Annotated in this window: 14 protein-coding genes; 4 read left to right on the top strand and 10 right to left on the bottom strand. The window is 70.4% G+C overall.

The window, feature by feature from the left end:
* Nucleotides 1–189 precede the first annotated feature (189 nt).
* The 3 genes from pntB to AC1DYG_RS18565 form a co-directional block, all read right to left on the bottom strand.
* Nucleotides 190–1,587 carry a Re/Si-specific NAD(P)(+) transhydrogenase subunit beta gene (pntB, locus tag AC1DYG_RS18575; protein ID WP_477641349.1) on the bottom strand — a complete coding sequence of 466 codons (1,398 nt, stop codon included), beginning with the start codon at nucleotides 1,585–1,587 and terminating at the stop codon, nucleotides 190–192.
* A 6-nt stretch (nucleotides 1,588–1,593) separates the two neighbouring features.
* Entirely contained in the window at nucleotides 1,594–3,222 is a 1,629-nt protein-coding gene (locus tag AC1DYG_RS18570) for a Re/Si-specific NAD(P)(+) transhydrogenase subunit alpha (RefSeq protein ID WP_477641348.1), read from the bottom strand.
* A gap of 86 nt (nucleotides 3,223–3,308) precedes the next feature.
* Entirely contained in the window at nucleotides 3,309–3,515 is a 207-nt protein-coding gene (locus AC1DYG_RS18565) for a hypothetical protein (RefSeq protein ID WP_477641347.1), read from the bottom strand.
* Nucleotides 3,516–3,628: 113 nt separating this feature from the next.
* Between AC1DYG_RS18565 and AC1DYG_RS18560 the strand changes: the two genes are divergently transcribed.
* Complete coding sequence (locus AC1DYG_RS18560; RefSeq protein WP_477641346.1) at nucleotides 3,629–5,041, top strand: MFS transporter; 1,413 nt, start codon at nucleotides 3,629–3,631, stop codon at nucleotides 5,039–5,041.
* A gap of 16 nt (nucleotides 5,042–5,057) precedes the next feature.
* Here AC1DYG_RS18560 and AC1DYG_RS18555 read toward each other — a convergent pair whose 3' ends face one another.
* From AC1DYG_RS18555 to AC1DYG_RS18545, 3 genes are all read right to left on the bottom strand, one after another.
* Nucleotides 5,058–6,035 (bottom strand): pirin family protein, encoded by a 978-nt coding sequence (locus AC1DYG_RS18555; RefSeq protein ID WP_477641345.1) that lies wholly within the window; start codon nucleotides 6,033–6,035, stop codon nucleotides 5,058–5,060.
* 109 nt (nucleotides 6,036–6,144) lie between these two features.
* Nucleotides 6,145–6,684 (bottom strand): hypothetical protein, encoded by a 540-nt coding sequence (locus tag AC1DYG_RS18550; RefSeq protein WP_477641344.1) that lies wholly within the window; start codon nucleotides 6,682–6,684, stop codon nucleotides 6,145–6,147.
* A 113-nt stretch (nucleotides 6,685–6,797) separates the two neighbouring features.
* Nucleotides 6,798–8,417, bottom strand: a complete 1,620-nt coding sequence (locus AC1DYG_RS18545; RefSeq protein WP_477641343.1) for an AMP-binding protein — start codon at nucleotides 8,415–8,417, stop codon at nucleotides 6,798–6,800.
* Between the two features lie 112 nt (nucleotides 8,418–8,529).
* On the opposite strand from AC1DYG_RS18545, the gene AC1DYG_RS18540 reads away from it, so the two are divergent.
* Nucleotides 8,530–10,167 (top strand): ABC-F family ATP-binding cassette domain-containing protein, encoded by a 1,638-nt coding sequence (locus tag AC1DYG_RS18540; protein WP_477641342.1) that lies wholly within the window; start codon nucleotides 8,530–8,532, stop codon nucleotides 10,165–10,167.
* A gap of 44 nt (nucleotides 10,168–10,211) precedes the next feature.
* On the opposite strand, the gene AC1DYG_RS18535 is transcribed toward AC1DYG_RS18540, so the two are convergent.
* From AC1DYG_RS18535 to AC1DYG_RS18520, 4 genes are all read right to left on the bottom strand, one after another.
* Nucleotides 10,212–11,039, bottom strand: a complete 828-nt coding sequence (locus AC1DYG_RS18535) for an SDR family oxidoreductase (RefSeq protein WP_477641341.1) — start codon at nucleotides 11,037–11,039, stop codon at nucleotides 10,212–10,214.
* Nucleotides 11,040–11,140: 101 nt separating this feature from the next.
* A complete protein-coding gene (locus tag AC1DYG_RS18530; protein WP_477641340.1) occupies nucleotides 11,141–12,064 on the bottom strand; it encodes an ABC transporter permease in 924 nt (307 codons plus the stop codon).
* Nucleotides 12,051–12,968: an ABC transporter ATP-binding protein gene (locus tag AC1DYG_RS18525; protein ID WP_477641339.1), complete on the bottom strand. Its 918-nt coding sequence runs from the start codon at nucleotides 12,966–12,968 to the stop codon at nucleotides 12,051–12,053. The genes AC1DYG_RS18530 and AC1DYG_RS18525 overlap by 14 nt, the downstream gene beginning before the upstream one ends.
* On the bottom strand, nucleotides 12,965–14,137 hold the full coding sequence (locus AC1DYG_RS18520) for a LolA family protein (RefSeq protein WP_477641338.1): 1,173 nt from the start codon (nucleotides 14,135–14,137) through the stop codon (nucleotides 12,965–12,967). The genes AC1DYG_RS18525 and AC1DYG_RS18520 overlap by 4 nt, the downstream gene beginning before the upstream one ends.
* A gap of 94 nt (nucleotides 14,138–14,231) precedes the next feature.
* Here AC1DYG_RS18520 and AC1DYG_RS18515 point away from each other — a divergent pair, with 94 nt between their 5' ends.
* A complete protein-coding gene (locus AC1DYG_RS18515) occupies nucleotides 14,232–14,888 on the top strand; it encodes a response regulator transcription factor (protein WP_477641337.1) in 657 nt (218 codons plus the stop codon).
* Nucleotides 14,885–16,252, top strand: a complete 1,368-nt coding sequence (locus AC1DYG_RS18510) for a sensor histidine kinase (RefSeq protein ID WP_477641336.1) — start codon at nucleotides 14,885–14,887, stop codon at nucleotides 16,250–16,252. The genes AC1DYG_RS18515 and AC1DYG_RS18510 overlap by 4 nt, the downstream gene beginning before the upstream one ends.
* Nucleotides 16,253–16,442 lie beyond the last annotated feature (190 nt).

Genomic DNA, 16,442 nt, shown 5'->3' with positions numbered 1-16,442 from the left:
GCAACGCCGCATCGAGCATCTTCATCCGAGCCGCCGATCTCGCCATGACACCAGCCATAGCGCACCTGGTGCCCCACGAGGCGGTCAGCAGCCGTGTCTCACATGTCCCAAGACATCAGGTGTCCCAGATGTCCCCGGACTCGACACGCACCTGGACCCGGCAGATCCTTCAAAGTCGCCGGCGGGGGCTCACAAGGCCTTGATGATGTCCTCGACGCGCTCCTTGGCGTCCCCGAAGAGCATCTGGCTGTTCTCCTTGAAGAACAACGGGTTCTGCACTCCCGCATAGCCGGTGGCCATGGACCGCTTGAAGACGACGACGTTGCGGGCCTTCCAGACCTCGAGCACCGGCATGCCGGCGATCGGGCTGGTCGGGTCCTCGGCGGCAGAGGGGTTGACCGTGTCGTTGGCGCCGATGACCAGCACCACGTCGGTGTCGGACAGGTCGCCGTTGATCTCGTCCATCTCCAGCACGATGTCGTAGGGCACCTTGGCCTCGGCCAGCAGGACGTTCATGTGACCGGGCAGCCGACCCGCGACGGGATGGATGCCGAACCGGACGTTGACCCCCTTCTTGCGCAGCTGGCTGGTCAGCTCGGCGACGGGGTACTGCGCCTGGGCGACGGCCATGCCGTAGCCCGGAGTGATGACGACAGTGGACGCGTCGCGCAGCAGCTCCGCGACGTCGGCGGCGATCGTCTCGCGGTGCTCGCCGTAGTCCTTGTCGTCACCGACGGACACCTCCTGGCCGAATCCGCCTGCAATCACTGAGAAGAAGGACCGGTTCATGGCCCTGCACATGATGTAGGACAGGATCGCACCGGAGGACCCGACCAGCGCACCGGTGACGATGAGGAGGTCGTTGCCGAGCATGAAGCCCGCCGCGGCAGCGGCCCATCCGGAGTAGCTGTTGAGCATCGACACCACGACGGGCATGTCGCCGCCGCCGATCGAGGCCACGAGGTGCCAGCCGAAGGCCAGCGCGATCACCGTCATGAGCAGCAGCGGCAGCACTGAGTGTGACTGCACGAACCACACGAGCAGTCCGGCCGACACGACGAGGGCCGCGAGGTTGAGCCAGTGGCGCGCCGGCAGCATCAGGGGCGAGGACTTGATGCGTGCACTCAGCTTGAGGAAGGCCACGATCGACCCCGTGAAGGTCACCGCACCGATGAACACACCCAGGAAGACCTCGACGAGGTGCAACTTGTCGTCGGTCCCCGCATCGCGCGACGCGAGGTAGGAGCTGTAGCCCACGAGCACCGCGGCCACACCGACGAAGCTGTGCAGCATGGCGACGAGCTCTGGCATCTGGGTCATCTCGACGACCCGCGCCCGCCACAGCCCGATCGCCGCGCCGACAGCCATGGCCACAGCGATCAGCGCGAAGGTGAGGAGCCCGTGCTCAGCCCGGTCGACGGAGAGCCAGATGGTGGCGACGAGCGCGAGGACCATGCCGGCCACGCCGAAAGCGTTGCCCTCCTTGGCCCTCTCGTGCTTCGAGAGCCCCGCGAGCGAGAGGACGAAGAGGACCGCGGCGATGATGTATGCCGCTTGGACCAAGTTCGTGGTGACGTTGCCGCTCATACCGGTTCAGTCCTTCCGGAACATCTGGAGCATCCGGCCGGTCACGGCGAAGCCACCGAAGATGTTGATGCTGGCCACCAGGGTGGCGGCGAAGGCGAGCGCCTGGATCAGCGCGTTCGAGCTGCCGAGCTGGAGCACGCCACCGACGAGGATGATGCCGCTGATCGCGTTGGTCTCGGCCATCAGCGGGGTGTGCAGGGCGTGGGCGACGTTGGAGATGACGTAGAAGCCGACGATGACCGCGAGCGCGAACACCGTGAAGTGACCGAGGAAGACGGCCGGCGAGTTCGCGGCGACCAGGCCGAACAGCACCGCACCGAGGGCCATCGCCGCGTACTTGCGGCGCGGGTCAGGCGGCGGTTTCGGGGCCTTGGGTTCGGGTGCCGCCTTCGCAGCAGCGGCAGGGGCGGCGCTCACCTGCACGGCAGGTGGGGGCCAGAGGGTCTGGCCGTCACGGCATACGGTCATGCCGCGCTGGACCACGTCGTCGAGGTCGAGGACGACGCGCCCGTCCTTGCCCGGCGTGAGCAGCTTGAGCAGGTTGACCAGGTTGGTGCCGAACAGCTGGCTGGCCTGGGTGGGCAGCCGGCCGGGCAGGTCGGTGTAGCCGATCAGCTTGACGCCGTTGGCGCTGGTGACGATCTGGTCGGCCACGGAGCCGGCGACGTTGCCGCCGTTGGAGGCGGCCATGTCGACGACCACGGAGCCGGGCTTCATCGTCGCGACCATCTCCTCGGTGATGAGGCGTGGGGCCGGCTTGCCGGGGATGAGGGCGGTGGTGATGACGATGTCGACGTCCTTGGCCTGCTCGGCGTAGAGCTCGGCGGCCTTGCGGTTGAAGTCCTCGCCCATCTCCTTGGCGTAGCCGGTGGCCGAGGGACCTTCGTCGTCGACGGCGATGCGCAGGAACTCGGCGCCCATCGACTCGACCTGCTCGCCCACCTCGGACCTGGCGTCGAAGGCCCGCACGATCGCACCCAGGCTGCTCGCGGTGCCGATCGCGGCGAGCCCGGCCACCCCAGCGCCCACGACCAGCACCTTGGCCGGTGGGACCTTGCCGGCCGCGGTGACCTGTCCGGTGAACAGCGAGCCGAACTCGTGGGCCGCCTCGATCACGGCGCGATAGCCGCCGATGTTGGCCATCGACGAGAGCACGTCGAGCGACTGGGCCCGCGAGATGCGGGGCACTGCGTCCATCGCCAGCGCCGTCACGCCTGCGGCGGTCAGCTTCTCGACGAGGTCGGGGTTGAGGGCCGGCGACACCAGCGAGGCCAGCAGCGAGCCGGCCCGCAGCCGGCCGAGCTCCTCGTCATTCGGCGCGTTCACCTTGAGCACGACGTCGCTCGTCCACGCGTCTGAGCCTTTGACCACCGAGCCTTTGACCACCGAGCCATTGACCACCGAGCCATTGCCCACCGAGCCATTGCCCACCGAGCCGTCGACGACGGTGGCGCCCGCCGCGGCATACGCGTCGTCGGAGAACGAGGAACGGGCACCGGCGCCTGTCTCGACCACCACCTCGTAGCCGAGCCCGATCAGCTGGCCCACGGTCTTGGGCGTGGCGGCGACCCGGGTCTCGCCCGGCTTGGACTCTGCTGGAACACCGATCCGCACTGCTGCTCGCCCGCCGTCCATTGGGTGGACGACGGGCGCGAGGCGGTGCGGGGGGACGGCTGCCTGGTTGGACAGCTGCCGGTGGGACAGCTGCCTGGTGGGACGGCTCAGACGAGGCCGACCACGATCAGGGCCATCAGGGCGATGAGGGTGATCGCTCCGAGGAACAGGCCGCCACCGATGTCGGACTGGGTCTCGGCATAGGTGCGGTCGCTGTGCAGGTAGTCGTGGGGGTACTTGCTGGCACGGCCGCGGGAGTGGCGGCCGGCGCGCTCTGCGGCGCGGGTACGGGTTCGGGTGGTGGTACTGGTCATGTCACTCACTCCTTTCAATACGCTACGTACCGTATCGTAACTCCACGGACGAGGCAAACCGCGATGAGTTCGCCGACTGGTCCGGGTCGATACTGGTGACCCGAGGAGGACCTGTGACGGATCGACCGCACCCCGAAGCGACCCACCACCGGTTGCGCTGGAGCGATCCCTTCATGCCGACGTTCGTCCAGTTGCTGGCGAACGTGCTGCTCGTGTCGGTCATCAACTTCACCGTCTGGTTCGCCATCACGTTCTTCGTCTACCTCGAGACGCGGTCGGTCTTCGCGACGGGCATGATCGCCGGCATCTTCCTCGTGGCCACGATGCTGACCGGGATCTGGTTCGGCAGCCTCGTCGACCACCACTCCAAGAAAGCCGTCATGCAGGGGTCGGCGCTGGCCTCGCTGGTCCTCTACGCCGCGTCGTTCGGGCTCTACGTCGTCACGCCGCGCGAGGAGTTCACCGACCCGACCAGCGTGCGCCTGTGGGTCTTCGTGGTCCTGCTGATGACGGGGATGATCGCGGGCAACCTGCGCACCATCGCCCTGCCGACCGTGGTCACCGCGCTGGTCCCCGAGGCGCAGCGCGACCGCGCGAACGGGCTCGTCGGCACCACGTCGGGCGTGTCGTTCCTCGTCACCTCGGTGATCAGCGGCCTGCTCGTCGGCGCCAACGGCATGTTCGGCGTGCTGGTCCTGGCCCTCGTCGTGATCGGGCTCGCGCTGGTGCACCTGCCGTTCGTGACGATCCCCTCACACGTCGACTCGGCGGCCGACGGCGGCGACCACAAGGTCGACCTTGCGGGCACGGTGAAGGTCGTCCGCGGCATACCTGGCATGCCTGCCCTCATCGTCTTCTCGACGATCAACAACTTCCTCGGCGGCGTGTTCATGGCCCTCATGGACGCCTACGGCCTGTCGATGGTGTCGGTGCAGACGTGGGGGCTGCTCTGGGGCGCACTGTCCGGTGTCCTGATCATCGCGGGGCTGCTCATCACCCGCACCGGACTGTCCTCCAACCCGGTGCGGCTGATCCTGCTCATCAACCTCGCGCTGTGGACGACGACCGTGGTCTTCCCGATGCGCAACTCGATCATCTGGCTGACCGTCGGGATGGTCGTCTACATGGCGCTGGTCCCGTACGTCGAGGCCTCCGAGCAGACGGTGCTGCAGAAGGTCGTGCCCTACGAGCGGCAGGGGCGGGTCTTCGGGTTCGCCCAGAGCGTGGAGCAGTCGGCCTCGCCGCTGACCGCTTTCCTGATCAGCCCGCTGGCCCAGTTCGCCTTCATCCCGTTCATGACCGACGGGCGCGGGGCCGACTGGATCGGCGGGTGGTTCGGGACCGGTCCGATGCGTGGGGTCGCGCTGGTGTTCGTCCTCGCGGGGCTGCTGGGCCTGGCGTTGACGACCTACGCGCTCACCAGCCGCTTCTACCGCCAGCTGCGCGACCGGTATGCCGCGGTGCCCGCTGCCAGCGCCGAGCCGGCTCCCGGGGCGCCCATCCCCGCCTCCGACGCGGCACTCTGACCGCGACCCTCGGGCGTCAGGCGGTGCCGCCGCCGACGTCGCCGTGCGGGACGGGCTGGCCCAGTCGGCCGGCCTGGTAGTCCTCGAAGGCCTTGCGGACCTCGGCCTCGGTGTTCATGACGAACGGGCCGGCCCAGGCGACTGGTTCGCGGATCGGGAGGCCACCGAGCACGACGACGTCCAGCCCCGCGGCATACCGCTCCTGCTGGGTGCGGGCCGAGGACAGCTGGATGGCGTCGCCGGGTCCGAACACGGCGAGCTGGCCCGGGCCGACCGGCGTCTGGTCGGGACCGACGAAGCCGTCACCGCTCATGACGTAGACGAGGGCGTTGAAGTCGCGTCGCCACGGGAGGGACAGCTCGCCGCCGGGAGCCACGGTCGCGTGGACCATCGCCATGGGGGTGTGCGTCGAGCCAGGACCCTGCACTCCCCCGACCTCGCCCGCGATGACGCGCAGCAGCGAGCCGCCGTCGGCAGAGGTGAGCAGGCCAACCTCGCTGGAGCGGAGGTCTTGGTAGGCCGGCGCCTTGAGCTTGTCGACCTTGGGCAGGTTGACCCACAGCTGGAACCCGTGGAAGAGCCCACCGCTGACGACGAGGTGCTCCGGCGGGGCCTCGATGTGCAGGATCCCCGACCCCGCGGTCATCCACTGGGTGTCACCATCGGTGATCGTGCCGCCGCCGCCGAACGAGTCCTGGTGGTCGAAGATGCCGTCGATGATGTAGGTGACCGTCTCGAAGCCGCGGTGCGGGTGCCAGGGAGTGCCCTTGGGCTCACCGGGCGCGTACTCGACGGCCCCCATCTCGTCCAGGTGGATGAACGGGTCGAGGTCGCGCAGGTCCACGCCGGCGAAAGCACGCTTGACCGGGAAGCCCTCCCCCTCGAGCCCGCTGGGGGCGCTGGTCACGGACCGGACGCGGCGCTGCTCGGCGATGGCGCCGGGCGCGGGGACGCGCGGCAGGACCGTGAGGTCGGCGACGGAGACAGCAGGCATGGTCACTCCCGATCTAGTTCGAATTTCAACTATCCCGTAGAACCATGCCGCCGGTCAACCCATTCCCTGCAACCTGGGCGCCCTCCGGGGCGCCCAGGTTGCAGAGGAGTCACACCTGCCGGGGGCGCTCGTCCGTCTCGGTGACGTCCGGGTCGCCGTACCTGTCGTGGGTATGCGGTGCGGCCACGTCGCGCTCGTCCGTCTCGGTGACGTCCGGGTCGCCGTCCCTGTCGTGGGTATGCGGTGCGGCCACGTCGCGCTCGTCCGTCTCGGTGACGTCCGGGTCGCCGTCGCGGGTCTCTTCGACCTCGACGTCGGGGTCGCGCTCGTCGGCCTGCCGGAGCTGTTCGTCGCGGTTCACGCGCGCCGTCTCGGCGTCCTCGGCCCGTCGCTGGGCCTCCGCCTCGAGCTGGACTGCGCGAGCCTGCTGCTCCTGCGCCTCGGCCCTGGCCTTGTCGGCCTGAGCCTTGGCCTCGGCTGCCGCGGCGTCGCGCTCGCGGTGGTCGCGGTCGTGCTGCTGCGCCTCGGACCGCAGGGTGGCGGCCTCCTCACGACGCGTGTCGAGCTGACGGCTCCTGTTCATCATGACGAGCCAGGCGATGACGGCCAGTACGACGACGATGACGATGATCCAGACGATGGGTTTCATGAGCCCTCCTGGTTGGGCCGGAACGGGTCCCCGGCACTGGCAACCTAGGGCAGCCCGGCGCAAACGTCCACCGCCGGCGTGGACATCTGCGCAGGTCAGAGGCGGTGCGCGGGCTACGAGCTGAGGCCGAGGTCGGCGACGGACTTCTCGCGCATCTCGACCTTGCGGACCTTGCCGGTGACCGTCATCGGGAACTCGTCCACGATCGTGACGTAGCGCGGGATCTTGTAGTGCGCCAGCTTCCCCGTCGCGAACGCGCGCACGGCCTCGGCATCGAGCGGCTGGGCGCCCTCACGCATCCGGATCCAGGCGCACAGCTCCTCGCCGTACTTCTCGTCGGGCACCCCGATCACCTGGGCGTCGAGGATGTCGGGGTGGGTGTAGAGGAACTCCTCGATCTCGCGCGGGTAGACGTTCTCGCCGCCCCGGATGACCATGTCCTTGATCCGCCCGGTGATCTGCACGTAACCCGCCTCGTCCATCACCGCGATGTCCCCGGTGTGCATCCAGCCGTCGACCAGCACCTCATCGGTCTTGTCCTGCTGCTCCCAGTAGCCCAGCATCACCGAGTAGCCCTTGGTGCAGAACTCGCCTGCCTCACCGCGCGGCAGCGTCTCGCCCGTCGCCGGGTCGACCACTTTGATCTCGAGGTGGGGGCCGACGCGGCCCACGGTGCCGACCTTCTGCTCGAAGGTGTCGTCGGTGCGGTTCTGCGTGGAGACCGGAGACGTCTCGGTCATGCCGTAGGCGATGGTCACCTCCGTGATCCCGGCGTCGATGAGCTTGGTCATCATCGTTGCAGGACAAGGCGATCCAGCCATGATGCCAGTCCTCACCGAGGACAGGTCGTAGGCCGCGAAGTCGGGCAGCGACCACTCCGCGATGAACATCGTGGGGACGCCATAGAGCGAGGTGCACTTCTCGTCGGCCGTCGCCTTGAGCGTCGCGGCCGGGTCGAAACCGGGTGCCGGTATCACCATCGCGGCGCCGTGAGTGGTGCACGCGAGGTTGCCCATGACCATCCCGAAGCAGTGGTAGAAGGGCACCGGGATGCAGACCCGGTCGGCCTCGGTGTAGCGGCAGAGCTCGCCGACGAAGAACCCGTTGTTGAGGATGTTGCGGTGCGACAGGGTGGCACCCTTGGGGAAACCGGTGGTGCCCGACGTGTACTGGATGTTGATCGCGTCGTGCGGATCCAGGGTCGCCTGCACCTGCTCGACCTGCTCCGACGTGACCTCGTCGGACCGAGCCAGCAGGGCAGCCCACGAGTCCTGTCCGAAGACGTAGGAGTCCCGGACGTCCGGGCAGCTTCCCCGCACCTCCTCGAGCATCGCCACGTAGTCGCTGGTCTTGAAGGACTCGGCCAGGAAGACAGCGGAGATGCCTGCCTGCTTCAGGACGAACTCCAGTTCGTGCGTCCGGTAGCTCGGGTTGATGTTGACCAGGACCGCCCCGATCTTCGCGGTGGCGTACTGCACCACGGTCCACTGCGCACAGTTCGGCGCCCAGATGCCGACACGTTCCCCCTTGGCCAGGCCGGACGCGAGCAGCGCTCGGGCGAGCCGGTCCACCTCGGCCGCGAACTCGGCATACGTCCAGCGGATCCCCTGGGCCACGTCCACCAAGGCGTCGCGGTCCCCGAACCGGGCCACGGTCGCATCCAGGTTGTCGGGGATCGTCTGCTCCAGGAGCGGGACGTCGGTCTCACCCGCGGCGTGCGACAGCGTTGTCATGCCTGTCATCCCACCGCGCACACCGGCATCCCACAACCCCGTGCGCCCGGTCGTCGGTGAACGCCAACCCGGTGTCGGCGAGCGGTCGGCTGCGGGTACCGTCCGTCGGGACATGAGCACCACACTCCAGGCCACCAACCTCGCCGCCGGGCACGGCGTCCGAGCGCTCTTCGCCGGACTCGACCTCATCGTGGGGCCCGGCGACGTGGTCGGCCTCGTCGGCGCCAACGGCGCAGGCAAGTCCACGCTGCTGCGGCTCCTCGCCGGCGAGCTGGAGCCCGAGGAAGGCTCCGTCACGCTGACTCCCGCGAGCGCGACCGTCGGGCACCTGCCCCAGGAACCGGAGCGCCGTTCGGGCGAGACCGTGGCGGGGTTCATCGCGCGGCGCACCGGCGTGAGCCACGCCGAGGATGCGATGAACGACGCCGCCGACGCCCTCGCCGACCCGTTGCCCGGCGCCGACGACCGGTATGCCGCGGCGCTGGAGACGTGGCTGGCGCTGGGTGGCGCGGACCTCGAGCAGCGCGCAGCCAGCACCGTCGCCTCGCTCGGCCTGGGCGTCGATCTCGACATGCCGATGACGGCCCTGTCCGGCGGGCAGGCGGCCAGGGCGGGGCTGGCGGCACTGCTGCTCTCGCGCTACGACGTGCTCCTGCTGGACGAGCCGACCAACGACCTCGACCTCGACGGGCTCGAACGGCTGGAGCAGTTCGTCGCGGGACTGCGCAGCCCGGCCGTGATCATCAGCCACGACCGGGAGTTCCTGGCCCGCACCGTCACCCGCGTCGTCGAGCTGGACCTGGCGCAGCAGCAGGTGGGGGTCTACGAGGGCGGCTACGACAGCTACCTCGCCGAGCGGGAGGTCGCGCGGCGGCACGCGCGCGAGGAGTACGACGAGTTCGCCGACACCAAGGAACGGCTCGAGCAGCGGGCCGTTACCCAGCGCAACTGGGCAACCGTCGGCGTGAAGAACGCCCGGCGCAAGAAGTCCGACAACGACAAGTTCGTGACCGCCTTCCGTGTTGACTCCTCGGAGAAGCAGGCCGCCAAGGCCCGGCAGACCGAGCGGATGATCGAACGCCTCGAGGTCGTCGAGGAGCCCCGCAAGGAGTGGGACCTGCGCATGACCATCGCCGCCGCGCCACGCTCTGGGTCGGTCGTGGCCTGGGCCGCGGGCGCGGTCGTGCGGCGGGGCGACTTCACCCTCGGGCCGATCGACGTGCAGGTGGACTGGGCCGACCGGATCGTCGTCACCGGCGCCAACGGCTCGGGCAAGACGACACTTCTCGGGGTGCTGGTCGGCACGATCCCGGTCGACACAGGGGCCGCCGGTCTCGGGTCGTCGGTCCGGGTCGGTGAGGTGGACCAGGCTCGTGGGCTCTTCGTCGGGCCGCAGCCGCTGGCCCGCGCCTTCGCGGACGCGCTCCCGAGCTGGCCCGACGCCGACGTCCGCACGCTGCTCGCAAAGTTCGGGCTGGGCGCCGAGCACGTGCACCGCCCCGCCGACTCGTTGTCACCGGGCGAGCGCACCCGGGCGGCGCTGGCGCTCCTGCAGGCCCGCGAGGTCAACCTGCTGGTCCTCGACGAACCCACCAACCACCTCGACCTGCCCGCCATCGAACAGCTGGAGCAGGCCCTCGACTCGTTCGGCGGGACCGTCCTGCTCGTCACCCACGACCGCCGGATGTTGGCCGACGTCAACGCCACCCGTCGCTGGCACGTCGAGGACGGCCGCCTCCGCGAGCTCTAGGCGGGCGTCGCGCTGTCACAGCGTCGCGGCATACGGTCAGTAGGTCAGCTGAGGAAGAGGTCGGGCGCGAGGCCCTCGTCCTTGCCCGTCATCGAGTAGGCCGCGAAGTCGGCGACGCCACGGGCCCGCAACAGGTCCTCGTCGATCACCGTCTGGCCGTTGAGGCCCTGGCCCTCGGTGGTGAGGATCTCCCACGCGGCGTCCGCCACGATGTCGGGCTTGCGGCTCACCTTGACCATCTGGTCGCCGCCCGGCAGGTTGCCGATCGCGTCGGTCGCCACGAGGGTCGCCGGCCACAGACAGGTGGACGAGACACCCTTCTGGCCGAGCTCGTGGGCGAAGCCCAGCGCCGCCAGCGTCATCCCATACTTCGCCATCGTGTATGCCGGGTGGCCGGCGAACCAGCGCGGGTCCAGGTTGATCGGCGGCGACAAGGTCAGGACCTTGGGATCCGGTGAAGCCAGCAGGTGCGGGAGGGCCGTCTTGGTCAGCATGAAGGTGCCCCGGACGTTGACGTCCTGCATGAGGTCGTAGCGCTTGGGGTCGAGCGTGGCGGTGGGGCTGAGGTTGAGCACGCTCGCGTTGTTGACGACGATGTCGATCCCGCCGAACGCAGCCACCGTCTGCTCGACCGCAGCCGCGAGGGTCTCGTCGTCGCGCACGTCGCCGACCACCGCGAGCGCCTTGCCGCCAGCGGCCTCGATCGCCTCGGCCGCCGTGTGGATCGTGCCGACGAGGCGCGCGTCGGCCTTGTCGGTCTTGGCGATGAGGGTGATGTTCGCCCCGTCGCGGGCGGCCCGCACGGCAATCGCCAGGCCGATGCCACGGCTGCCGCCGGACATGATGATGGTCTTGCCGGAGAGCGTCGTCATGGCTGCGAGCCTAGTTACCGAGCGGTAGCCCCGGTACCGGGAAGGCCCGTGGCCCTCGTCACGCCGAGCGGGCCCCGCTCCCTGGTGGCCGTCACGCGCACCTAGCTCGTGATGTCCTTGCCCGCGAACCGGGCCCAGGCCGCCAGCCAGAACACCACGGCATACCCGGCGGCGGTGAACAGGCCACGTCCGATCTCGCCACCGGCCATCGGGTCGCGCAGGAGGTCGCCGAAGGCCAGCCAGTGGTCGACCAGCAGCCACGGGTGCAGCCAGCCCAGCTGGGGCACCGCGTCGAGGATCCACGACACGATCGTGAAGACCATCAGCGCGATCGCGGCCGCAATCGGCACCTCGGTCAGGGTCGAGATGAACAGGCCCACCGCGGCAAGGCCGGCGAGCCCGGCGGCGAGGTAGAGCATGACCAGCACCACGCGCCATACCGCTGCGCCGAAACCGAGCTGGGTGCCCGAGAGGGTGGTCAGCGGGCCGGTGCCGAACAGCGCGATGCCGATCACGGCCCCCGGCAGGGCCACCGCGGCGATGCCCCACACTGCCCCGATGCACAGCGACGCGAACTTAACCAGGAGCAGGCGGGTGCGGTTCACCGGGACGGTGAGGAGGTAGCGCAGGGTGCCGAGGTTGGCCTCGCCCGCGATCGCGTCACCCGCCAGCATCGACATCGCCAGCGGCAGGAACATCCCCATCTCGACACTCAGCGCCGCGAGGGGCACGAACAGGCCGTTGGAGGTGATCGACGAGAGGAAGTCGGGACCTTCGCCCGGCTGTGGTGTCGAGGCCTTGACGGCGATCGCCATGATGATGGGCACCGCGGCGAGGACGAGCAGGCCCGCCTGGTTGCGGCGGCGGCCAGCGATGATCCGCAGCTCGGAGCGCAACAGCCGGGTCGACAGTCGTCGGCCCCTCGGACGGGTGGGCACGATGCCGGGGGCAGCGCCGACGCCGGGGGCAGCGCCCACGCCGGGGGCGGCGCCGACGCCCGCCACCTGCGCCTCAGCCGCTGACATCGAAGCCCTCCCCGGTGAGCGACACGAACAGGTCCTCGAGGCTCGGCGAGCTCGCGGTGAACGAGCGCACCCCGACACCCGCGCGCACCAGGGCGGCGACGATGACCTCCGGTTCGAGCTCACCCGGTATGCCGCGCACCTCACCAGCGTGTGCCGTGACCGACTGCACGCCGAGGGCGGTCAACACTGCTGCTGCCTCCTCCGGCTGGGCGGTCTCCAGGTACAGCGTCACAATGCCTCCGCCGCGCACCTCCGACGTGGTGCCCTGTGCGACCAGGCGCCCCTCGCGCATCACTCCCAGGTGGCTGCAGATCTGCTCGACCTCGGCCAGCAGGTGGCTGGAGACGAACACCGTCGTGCCGTCGGAGGCGAGGGACCCGATGAGCGAGCGCACCTCACGGGTGCCTTGCGGGTCGAGTCCGTTGGTGGGCTCGTCGAGCACGAGGAGGTCGCGGGGCGCGAGCAGGGCGGCCGCGATGGCCAGCCGCTGGCGCATGCCGAGCGAGTAAGCGCGGTAGCGCTTGCCCGCGGCGGCGGTCAGGCCCACCCGGTCGAGGGCGGTGCCGATGCGAGCGCGGGTCGTGCGGGGGTCGGCCAGGACGTCAGCGGCGTCGAGCCGCACGAGGTTCGCCCACCCCGACAGGTAGGGATGGAACGCCGGACCCTCGACGAGCGAGCCGACCCGGTGCAGGGCGATGGTGGCCTGCTGCGGGATGGCCACTCGCAGGTCGACGTCGTCGACGGCGACCTGCGAGCCGAACCGCTTGGTCAGCCCCCGCGTCGAGATCGCGAGGCCGGTCTCGGGCGACGTCGTCGGTCCCGGGGAAGTCGTCGCTGGCCGGGGCGCGCGGGTCGGTCGCCCTGCTGGCGCCGCCTGCTCACCCGCCTCGGTGAGCTGGGTCATTTCGCCGCCAGCGCGGCATACACCCGCTCTGGGGCGACGGCGCCCACGGCGATGCGGCCGTCGTCGGTGACCACCACCGTGAACAGGGTGCCTTGGAGCACGCGGCCGGCGCCCCAGGAACCGGACGCCTTGGGCAGGAGGCCCAGGACGCGCTGCAGCTGGCCCGCGAGGTCGCCCTGGCCGGCCGTGGAACCGGCCTTGGAACCGGCGGCCGAGGCGTCGGGCAGGCGCGAGACCACGACGGCGGTCCAGCCGGTGCCCACGACCTTGGGCTTGTCACCCGCGGGGCTGGACGCCGGCGCGGTGGGCTTGGTCGCGGCTGCCTTGCCGGCGTCGCTGCCCAGGGTCGACTGGGTGACCTTGGTGCCGGGCGGCGGGTTGAAGGCGAACTGACGGGCAGCCGGCTTCGCGAAGTCGACGTGGGTGAAGCCGACCTCGAAGGCCGGGTTGGCGGTCTTGGTGGAGAAGACCTGCACCCTCAGCGGCACGTGGTGGACGGCGTCGAGCGAGATCCGCACGGACGCCACCAGGCTGGCGGAGTCCCTGGGCTTGAGGACGAGGTCGTAGGCCTGCTGTCCGGCGACCACGGACGCACCCGAGGTGGCGACGCTGGTGGTGGGTTCGATCGCGGACAGGGCCAGCTGGGCAGCCTCCTGCGGCGTCCTGGGCAGCTGGTCCGGGGTCGCGGCCCTGGTTCCCTCGCCTGCCTTGGTCCCCTCGCCTGGCTTGGCCCCCTCTGCGGGAAGCGTCGTGTGGGTGGCGGTCTTGTCCTTGCTCGACCACACCCACAGGTCACGACCGTTGCGGATCACGTCCGACTCGCCGAGGCTGCCGACGAGGGCGAGCCGCTGCTGCTGCGGCCCGGCGAGCCAGACCCGCCAGGTGTGGGTGCCCGAGACCAGCGAGGTCAGTGAGGACGACCCGCCCTGCGTCGACCCGCCGAGATTGATGTCGGGGAGCCCCAGGTTGGAGGTCTGCACGACGGTGCCGGACAGGCCCTTGAGGTTGGCCTGCTGCACGTCGACGAGCAGCTGCGCCGCCGACCGGGGCGGCAGGCTCGGGTCGGCGCTGGCAACGTGGTTGGCCGTGAGCGCCACGGCACCGATGACGGCGAGTGCGGCGGCCGGCGCTGCCCAGCGGGCGCCCGGGTGGTCGGTGAACAGGCTCATGGGTCCATCGTGCCGCGCGGGACCTGTGAGGTTTCTAAGGATCATGGGCTGAGGGTTGCGGGCTCGCGCGCGGCACTCGTGCCACAGTGGCGGGGTGCGGGTGCTGGTGGTCGAGGACGAGCCCCGGATGGCCGCTGCCCTGGCGAAGGGCCTTGCGGCAGAAGGCTTCGTGGTCGACACGGCGGCCGACGGACCGAGCGGCCTGGAGGCTGCCCGCTTCGGCGGGTACGACGCGGTGCTGCTCGACATCATGTTGCCGAGGATGTCCGGGTACACGGTGGTCCAGACGCTGCGGGCCGAGGAGAACTGGGTGCCGGTCATGCTCCTGTCCGCCAAGGACGGCGAGTACGACCAGGCCGACGGGCTCGACTACGGCGCCGACGACTACCTCACCAAGCCGTTCTCCTTCGTGGTGCTGCTCGCCCGACTGCGGGCCCTGCTGCGCCGCGACCCGGTGCCACGCGCCACGACCCTGGCGGCCGGCAGCCTCCGGCTCGACCCCGCCTCGCGCCGGGTCGAGCTGGCCGGAGAGGCGGTGGCGCTGTCGCGGACGGAGTACCTCGTGCTCGAACACCTGCTGCGCGCCCACCCGAGGGTCGCGACCAAGGAGTCGCTGCTCGACAACGTCTGGGGATCCGCCGACACCGTCGATCCCAACGTGGTCGAGGTCTACATCGGCTACCTGCGGCGCAAGCTGGGCCGCGACCGCATCGAGACGGTGCGTGGCGTCGGGTACCGGTTGCGCGCATGACCGGGTGGTTCGGTCGGCGCAGCCTGCGTTCTCGGCTCATGGTCGTCGGCCTGGCCGGCGTGGCGGGAGCCCTGCTCGTGGGCGGGATCGTCCTGTATGCCGCGATGGGCGCCGCACTGGACCGGGCCACCACCGCCGAAGCCAGGTCCAGTGCGCACGACGTGGCGATCCTCGTGGACGAGGGGCGACTGCCCGAGCCGGTCCCCGCGAGCGGTGCCCAGGTGGTGCAGGTGCTCGACCCGCAGAACCGCGTGGTCGGCGCCTCGGTGACCGCCGACCGGTTGACCCCGCTCGTGGACCCGGCCGAGCGCCGGCTCGTCGCTCGCGGCTCGGGGCTTCGGGTGCCGGGCTCACGGGCCGGCCTGTCGGGGGAGCTCCAGGTGGCGGGGGTCGAGGCCGGCCCCGCCACGGCACGCGTGCTCGTCGTGGCGGCGGTGCCGACGGCTGACCTCGACAACAGCCGACGGGTGCTGCGCACCCTCATGCTGGTGCTCCTCCCCCTCTTCCTCGCCCTGCTCGGCGTCGTGGCCTGGCGGGTGATCGGTTCGGCCCTTCGTCCGGTGGAGTCCCTGCGTCAGGGCGCCCAGCGCATCGGCGCGGCCGCCGACCCGACCGAGCGGCTCGCGGTGCCTGACACCAGGGACGAGGTGAGCGCGCTCGCGACCACTCTGAACGACATGCTCGCCCGACTCGAGTCGGCCGGGGCGCAGCAGCGCAGCTTCGTCGCCGACGCGGCCCACGAGCTGCGCAGCCCGCTGGCGAGCCTGCGCACCCAGCTGGAGGTGGCCGCGCGGGTCGGCGAGGGAGGTGCCCTGCCCGGCGACCTGCTGCCGGAGGTGGACCGTCTGTCCGCCCTGGTCGAAGACCTGCTGGTGCTGGCGCGCTCGGGCGCTGAGGGCTCCCTGGCGCAGGCGCGGGACCTGTCGGTGGCCGAGCTGGTGGCCGACACCGAGCGGCGCTACGCCTCCTCTCGCGTGCCCGTCCGGGCCCAGCCCTCCGGTCGCTTCGGGGATGCGACGGTGCTGGCCCGACCAGACGACCTCACCCGGGCCGTCGGCAACCTCGTCGACAACGCGGTGCGCCACGCGGCCACTCGCGTGACCCTGTCCTGGGAGCAGCACGGCAACGCCGTGTGGTTCGTCGTCACCGACGACGGGCACGGCATACCCGAAGCCGACCGCGAGCGGGTCTTCGACCGGTTCGCCCGGCTCGACGAGGCTCGCGACCGGGACAGCGGCGGGAGCGGCCTCGGTCTTGCCATCACGCGAGAGCTGTTGCGGCGCAATGGCGCTCGCGTGTGGCTCGAGGATGCATCGCCCGGGGTGCGCGCCGTCGTCGCCTTCGACCAGGTCGCCCGGGGCTAGACCCCGAAAGGTTGCGCTTCACCCCGGAACCGTTCTCGGGTTGCCCTGTCTCGGGTGATGCTTGACAGCCGTGTCTCGGCTGATGCTTTACACCGGCCGTGTTCGGACATCCTGTTTGGCGGCGTTCCACGGGCGCCCCGAGGGCAGGAGGCCGGGATTGGCACTGGTTGCGTTGTCGGTGGTGGAGCGT

The sequence above is a fragment of the Pedococcus sp. P1_H8 genome (genome assembly GCF_056405175.1).
Note: the sequence above shows the minus strand (reverse complement) of the source record. Positions and strands in the feature narration are given on the sequence as shown.

Coding starts and splice junctions, on each gene's coding strand:
- AC1DYG_RS18540 (WP_477641342.1), top strand. CDS start 8,530: ATGAGCACCACACTCCAGGCCACCAACCTCGCCGCCGGGCACGGCGTC.
- AC1DYG_RS18535 (WP_477641341.1), bottom strand. CDS start 11,039: ATGACGACGCTCTCCGGCAAGACCATCATCATGTCCGGCGGCAGCCGT.
- AC1DYG_RS18545 (WP_477641343.1), bottom strand. CDS start 8,417: ATGACAACGCTGTCGCACGCCGCGGGTGAGACCGACGTCCCGCTCCTG.
- AC1DYG_RS18555 (WP_477641345.1), bottom strand. CDS start 6,035: ATGCCTGCTGTCTCCGTCGCCGACCTCACGGTCCTGCCGCGCGTCCCC.
- AC1DYG_RS18565 (WP_477641347.1), bottom strand. CDS start 3,515: ATGACCAGTACCACCACCCGAACCCGTACCCGCGCCGCAGAGCGCGCC.
- AC1DYG_RS18530 (WP_477641340.1), bottom strand. CDS start 12,064: ATGTCAGCGGCTGAGGCGCAGGTGGCGGGCGTCGGCGCCGCCCCCGGC.
- AC1DYG_RS18570 (WP_477641348.1), bottom strand. CDS start 3,222: ATGGACGGCGGGCGAGCAGCAGTGCGGATCGGTGTTCCAGCAGAGTCC.
- AC1DYG_RS18520 (WP_477641338.1), bottom strand. CDS start 14,137: ATGAGCCTGTTCACCGACCACCCGGGCGCCCGCTGGGCAGCGCCGGCC.
- AC1DYG_RS18550 (WP_477641344.1), bottom strand. CDS start 6,684: ATGAAACCCATCGTCTGGATCATCGTCATCGTCGTCGTACTGGCCGTC.
- AC1DYG_RS18525 (WP_477641339.1), bottom strand. CDS start 12,968: ATGACCCAGCTCACCGAGGCGGGTGAGCAGGCGGCGCCAGCAGGGCGA.
- pntB (WP_477641349.1), bottom strand. CDS start 1,587: ATGAGCGGCAACGTCACCACGAACTTGGTCCAAGCGGCATACATCATC.
- AC1DYG_RS18510 (WP_477641336.1), top strand. CDS start 14,885: ATGACCGGGTGGTTCGGTCGGCGCAGCCTGCGTTCTCGGCTCATGGTC.